This window comes from Methanosaeta sp. UBA458, from assembly GCF_002496085.1.
Classification (GTDB): domain Archaea; phylum Halobacteriota; class Methanosarcinia; order Methanotrichales; family Methanotrichaceae; genus Methanothrix; species Methanothrix soehngenii.
Map to the genome: position 1 here is coordinate 1 of NZ_DAIK01000085.1, position 5,263 is coordinate 5,263.

The 5,263-nt window shown below is 52.5% G+C and carries 7 protein-coding genes and 1 tRNA gene; 4 read left to right on the top strand and 4 right to left on the bottom strand.

The genetic code is table 11. The annotated features are described in order from the left end of the window. Both BP822_RS05945 and BP822_RS05950 read left to right on the top strand, forming a co-directional pair. Window positions 1–1,847 (top strand): DEAD/DEAH box helicase (locus BP822_RS05945; protein ID WP_286877947.1); only part of this gene is annotated, 1,847 nt, incomplete at its 5' end. Window positions 1,848–2,045: 198 nt separating this feature from the next. Beyond that, window positions 2,046–2,177 carry a CxxC-x17-CxxC domain-containing protein gene (locus BP822_RS05950; RefSeq protein ID WP_273272316.1) on the top strand — a complete coding sequence of 44 codons (132 nt, stop codon included), beginning with the start codon at window positions 2,046–2,048 and terminating at the stop codon, window positions 2,175–2,177. Between the two features lie 102 nt (window positions 2,178–2,279). On the opposite strand, the gene BP822_RS05955 is transcribed toward BP822_RS05950, so the two are convergent. The 4 genes from BP822_RS05955 to BP822_RS05970 all read right to left on the bottom strand — a co-directional run bounded on the left by BP822_RS05955 (window position 2,280) and on the right by BP822_RS05970 (window position 3,971). Beyond that, a complete protein-coding gene (locus BP822_RS05955; protein WP_013720608.1) occupies window positions 2,280–3,020 on the bottom strand; it encodes an MBL fold metallo-hydrolase in 741 nt (246 codons plus the stop codon). 9 nt (window positions 3,021–3,029) lie between these two features. Next, window positions 3,030–3,338, bottom strand: coding sequence for a DUF504 domain-containing protein (locus tag BP822_RS05960; RefSeq protein ID WP_013720607.1), 309 nt, complete (start codon window positions 3,336–3,338; stop codon window positions 3,030–3,032). Window positions 3,339–3,403: 65 nt separating this feature from the next. After that, the gene (locus tag BP822_RS05965) at window positions 3,404–3,565 is read right to left on the bottom strand and encodes a hypothetical protein (protein ID WP_013720606.1); all 162 of its coding nucleotides are present in this window, start codon (window positions 3,563–3,565) and stop codon (window positions 3,404–3,406) included. Window positions 3,566–3,641: 76 nt separating this feature from the next. Next, window positions 3,642–3,971 (bottom strand): hypothetical protein, encoded by a 330-nt coding sequence (locus tag BP822_RS05970; protein ID WP_276619876.1) that lies wholly within the window; start codon window positions 3,969–3,971, stop codon window positions 3,642–3,644. Between the two features lie 174 nt (window positions 3,972–4,145). On the opposite strand from BP822_RS05970, the gene BP822_RS05975 reads away from it, so the two are divergent. Further along, window positions 4,146–4,235: transfer RNA gene (locus BP822_RS05975), tRNA-Arg, on the top strand. A gap of 277 nt (window positions 4,236–4,512) precedes the next feature. After that, a partial coding sequence (locus BP822_RS05980; RefSeq protein WP_286877948.1) for a Vms1/Ankzf1 family peptidyl-tRNA hydrolase occupies window positions 4,513–5,263 on the top strand: 751 nt, incomplete at its 3' end.

A 5,263-nucleotide genomic window follows, 5' to 3' on the forward strand; every position in this document is an offset into this window, starting at 1 on the left:
TCTATATTGCAGAACGCTATGCTCGAGAGGGGACCAATCCTCTGGTCCTGGGGATCACCGCCAGCCCAGGCAGCGAGAAGGAGAAGATCGCCGAGATCTGCACCAACCTCTCTATAGAAAATATCCAGACCCGTTCGGAGAAGGACTCTGATGTAGCGCCTTTTGTTCACTCCAAGCAGATCGAATGGGTGAAGCTGACCGTTCCCAAGGAGCTACTTGATATCAGAACGGCGATAGAGGAGGTGCTGAGAGATCGAATAGATGACCTAAACCGCCTGGGGATCAGCCCGGTGAAGATCGACCCCAGAGCCACAAAAAAGGAGCTCCTCGGCCTTCAGGCCATGCTCATGTCCTCAGCTAAAAGACAGGCCAATCAGGCCACATTCAAGGGCATATCCATCCTGGCAGAAGTTCTCAAGCTCTATCATGCCATAGAGCTGGCTGAGACCCAGGGCACAGAAGCTCTGCTCAAGTACTTCCAGCGGCTGCAGGGTGAGGCCATCTCCCGCAGCGGCTCGAAGGCCTCTCGCCGGATTATGGAGGATTCCAAGTTCCGCCAGGCCATGCAGGCCTTAGAGGAGCTGAAGGTGGAGCATCCCAAGCCTGCCATGGTCAGGAAGATACTGACCGAGCAGATCGAGGCCAAGCCCGAGTCCCGGATCATGGTATTCACCAATTACAGGGACACCGCCTCTGCCCTCATCCGATTTTTAAAAGAGGATCCCAAGATCAAGGCCGTTCGCTTTGTGGGCCAGTCCAGCCGGGCAGATGATGAGGGCCTGAGCCAGAAGAAGCAGGCTGAGATCCTGCAAAGGTTCAGGGCAGGGGAGTATAATGTCCTCATCGCCACCTCGGTGGGGGAGGAGGGAATCGATATTCCGGCCACTGATATGGTCCTCTTCTACGAGCCGGTTCCTTCGGAGATTCGCAGCATTCAGCGCAAGGGCAGGACGGGGAGGGCGAGGAGCGGAAGGGTGGTGGTCCTGATGGCCAGGGGCACTCGGGATGAAGCCTACTACTGGATTAGCGACCGAAAAGAGAAGACAATGAACAAGCAGATGCGAACTCTGAGCGGCCAGGCTTCCCAGTCACCCTCGAGCAGCTCCAAGGATTTCCTTCCCCGCCAGCTGGAGATAACCGAAGATAATCCAGAAAGGCAGAACAGGAAAGGGCAGGAGAGCCTGGTGGATTGGACAGAGGCAGATGAGGAACGGGACAAGATCTATGTCGACCCCAGAGAGCGGGGAATGGCCAGGCTTCTGGAGGGGAGAGGATTGGAGGTCACCCTGAAAAACCTGGAGGTGGGCGACTATGTGGTAAGCGATCGAGTGGCGATCGAACGCAAGACCGCCCAGGATTTCGTGGCCTCGATCATCGATCCGGAGAGAAACCTCTTCCGCCAAATAGCAGATCTTGCCCGGAGCTACGAGCGGCCGGTCTTGATCCTGGAGGGAAGGGACCTGTATTCCCGCCAGGTGAGCGCAAGCTCCATTCAGGGAGCATTGACTTCGGTGGCTGTTGATTATGGGGTGCCCATCATTCCCACGGAGGACCAGGAGGATACGGCATCTGTCATCACCATGCTCGCCGCTCGGGAAAGAAGGGCAGGGCATGAGCCCAAGCTGCATGGCCACAAGACCGCCAGAACGCTAAAAGAGCAGCAGGAGTACCTCATATCCGCCATTCCCAGCGTGGGGCCGTCGGTGGCAAGAAAACTCCTCCGCCACTTTGGGTCAATTGAAAAAGTGATCGCTGCCAGCAAAGAAGAGCTGCAAGAGGTGGACATGGTCGGGCCTAAGATCGCTGAGCGCATCCGGGAGCTGGTGGGAGTTGAGTACAAGGGATGAGATTAGTGTTAACCAACAAGTATATAAGGCAATTAAACCACTCTGATGATGCTGCATAAGCGTCGCTTCAATTGAGTTTGATGGGATGTTTTGTAGTATGTAGGATCGATTCACGGAATCGATGCCAAAGGTAAGTGAGTTTAAATGGAAAGATATGGAAGCGGAAGCAGAGGCGGCTACAGCAGCGGCCCGAGAGAGATGCACGATGCCACTTGCGCAGAGTGCGGAAAGGCATGTCAGGTTCCCTTCAAGCCCGATGGCTCCAGGCCAGTTTATTGCAGCGACTGCTACCAGAAGCATAGACCAGCCAGACCACCCAGAAGATACTGAACTGGGAAATCATCCCTTTTGGGGATTGCTGTATAAGCGGGGTTATTTTTTAAGCCCTGCAAGGCAAATTTTTAGAAAGTTTTTTCGAATTTTTTGATATCTTCAAATTTGCAGATTCAAGCCATCCGTTCCCACGATTATGTCCTGATAGTCCTTTACCGATGCCACGGCATCCATACGCTCCTGAATGCTTCTGTACCTGCCTGCATCGAAATGGGTTAAGGCCAACCTTTTGGCTCCTGCCCGCCGGGCGATATCGGCTGCATCCTGGGGATTGAGATGTGGCCAGGCAGGACTTGACTCTCCAGGCTTATGGGAGCATTCAGCTATCAATAGGTCTGAATCACCTGCCAGATGAACTGCGCCCTCGCAGATGCCCGTATCTGGACAGTAGGCGATGATCTTTCCCTCCAGATCGAAGCGATAGCCGAGGGTGGGAGAGGCATGAAGCAGAAACTCACACTCCAGGGCGAAAGGCATCTTATAGGGCCCGGGCAGAAGCTCGCCAACTTCAACCGGATAAGGGAGCTTTTCCAGAGGAACGGTGAAAGGGTCATTGACTATAGTGTTCAGAACCTCCCTGGTGCCCTTCTGGCCGAATATCTTCAGCCCCTGAGAGAAGTGAAACTTGTTTAATATATGCAGCCCCTCAATGTGATCCAGGTGAAAGTGGCTCAAGAAGAGATAGACAGGAAGATCGTCATCGATGTACTGGTCTGCCTTGCTGATGCCGTTCCCCGCATCAAGGATTATGTGATACTTTTCGGAGTTGATCAGGGTACATATGGTGTTCCCGGTGTCGCTGTCATACCAGCCGTTTGTTCCTAGAAAGATTATCTCCATCTATCTGCCTCATTGGGTCAATAGGTCAGCATTTGCCTTTGCGGTCTTCTCTTTGGCCCCAAAATTTTCTGCATCCCTTTTCTCCCATAACGGCTCTCCCTGATAAGAGATGCGCCTGATGCGGTGAATGGGTATGAATTTCGTTTTCAGATCCGACCTGATCTCCATGATCCCCGACTCCAGGCTGATGATATCCTCCCCCTTGACCAGGGATATGTCTCCCGAAGCACCCCGATCCAGATACTCTATACTGGCTTTGGACAGATCATACCCAGGATCATGAATGAGGCGGAGCAGAAGGGCGTAACTGGTCCTCATCTCAATCCACTATCTGCTTCGCATGCCTTCTGCTACCTTCTGCGTCATCTATGCTGGCCCGCTTGCTATCCTGTCCGCCAGGCTCCATCCTTCAGATCAGGATGGGGGATCGTGCCTTCATAGCCGCACATCTTGCAGCAGACCTTTACCGTCAGTCCATCTATGCTCTGGGCGTTCGCCACATATCCACATCTGGGGCAGTTGGTGAGAAAATGAGTTCCTGGCATCAGATCCTCCTTGGCTTATTCTTTTTCAGCACTATCTGGCATCTACAACCAACGCTTATTCTGCACGATTCTCTTTCTATTCAGCATCTCTATCCTCAGCCCTGATGCCTGCACCGGCAAGCTCCGCTCGGATCAGCTCGTTTAAAAGGCCTGCCCGGATCTGCTGGGCATAGTTCCATAGATCGGGGCCGCATTTGCCGCAGTCTTTAGACGATTCCTCCAGGATTCTGACCAGATCGAGTAAAGATCGGTACATCAGAGGAGCAGCGTCCTGGAGCTTCAGTTCAAAGGGGCTCAAGATCCCAGATTTCGAAATCAGCCGGCAGTCTCCCTGCCTCCAGGCCATGCAGCCCTCGTCGAGGCATTCCCTATCCACAAAAGGGCAGGCTTTATTAAGGGCAGACAATTGCAGTTCACCATTCCGAAAGCTGAATTGAGATGACTGTATGGTATATTCGTGCTTTGAGATGTTAGCTTTTTCCCTGGCTTTGTTCAATTTTATTTAACATGGATCTTGCCCTTACAGTCGACCTTAGCGGGAAAGCTTAATAGCCTAGAAGCAGTGACTACCTCATTTGATGGGCTCGTAGGGTAGTGGATATCCTAGCGGGCTTCGGTGGCTATTTGTCGAAGATACCCGCTGACCTGGGTTCGAGTCCCAGCGAGTCCGTTATTTCTGCTTTGAATTGGCGACAGACTCTTTTTGTAAAAGGATTTTTAAAGAGGAAGTTGAGACGAAATGACCAGATAAGAAATAAAAGGCTCTTCAATGAATTATGTGGGTGAGTTCAGGCAAAGAATATGGCCTCTGTTCCTCAGCGTCTCTGTGGTTGGGTCAATGCATCGCGGTTCACCACAGAGGCGCGGAGGCACAGAGAATATACGATTAGAGTTCATCCATACCAAATAGCGAGGAGCCAACTAAAAATTAGCTTGGAGGGCGTGAGTTGGTTGACCTTTTCGGCAAGAAGAAGCTGGAAGATCGCATAAGCGAGCTGGAAGAAGCCATAGCGGTTCAAGAGCGAGAGAAGGAAGAGCTGGTGCGCACTCTCCAGAAGCGCGAGGAGAAGATAAAGAGGCTTACCAGCGCCAACCAGGAGGCAAACCTGGCTCTAAAGGCCATGGAGCAGAAAACAGCCACAATGGTGGCTTCGTCCCCAGAGAAGACGGAGACGGAAAGACCCAAAGCAAGGCTCCCTGAAGCCTGGATGCCGGACAATAGGGAACTGGACCTATTGATTCAGAGGCTCCAGGGATTCCTATCACCCAGGGAAGATCTGCTGGTTTACGCTTTTCCTGGCTCTCTGCCCAAGGACGCGGATATTCCGCCGCAGATCAGAAGAGTAGCGATGGAGATCAAATCCCAGAGGGGCGGCATAATCATATATTGCCCCCAGCTTTTTGCCCTGCAGTTCATTCCTCCCTTTCCCATCAAAGAGAGAATATCGTGGGAAGGAAGTTCATTTCAGCTCTCTTGGATTGAAGAGATGATGAACACTCCTGCCCTGGTTGTATCAGCACACGCGGGAAGCACCTTCCTGGGAGTGGCCTTGAGCAGGGAAGGCTTCGCAGTAAATGAAAAGGTAGAAAGCCAGGTGAAGGAGAAGCATTCCAAGGGAGGATGGAGCCAGAAGAGGTTTGAGAGGTTGCGCGAGGAGGACATAAAAAACCACCTCGATGCCGTCCAGGAGAAGCTCG

Coding starts and splice junctions, on each gene's coding strand:
- BP822_RS05950 (WP_273272316.1), top strand. CDS start 2,046: ATGCACGATGCCACTTGCGCAGAGTGCGGAAAGGCATGTCAGGTTCCC.
- BP822_RS05955 (WP_013720608.1), bottom strand. CDS start 3,020: ATGGAGATAATCTTTCTAGGAACAAACGGCTGGTATGACAGCGACACC.
- BP822_RS05960 (WP_013720607.1), bottom strand. CDS start 3,338: ATGAGGACCAGTTACGCCCTTCTGCTCCGCCTCATTCATGATCCTGGG.
- BP822_RS05965 (WP_013720606.1), bottom strand. CDS start 3,565: ATGCCAGGAACTCATTTTCTCACCAACTGCCCCAGATGTGGATATGTG.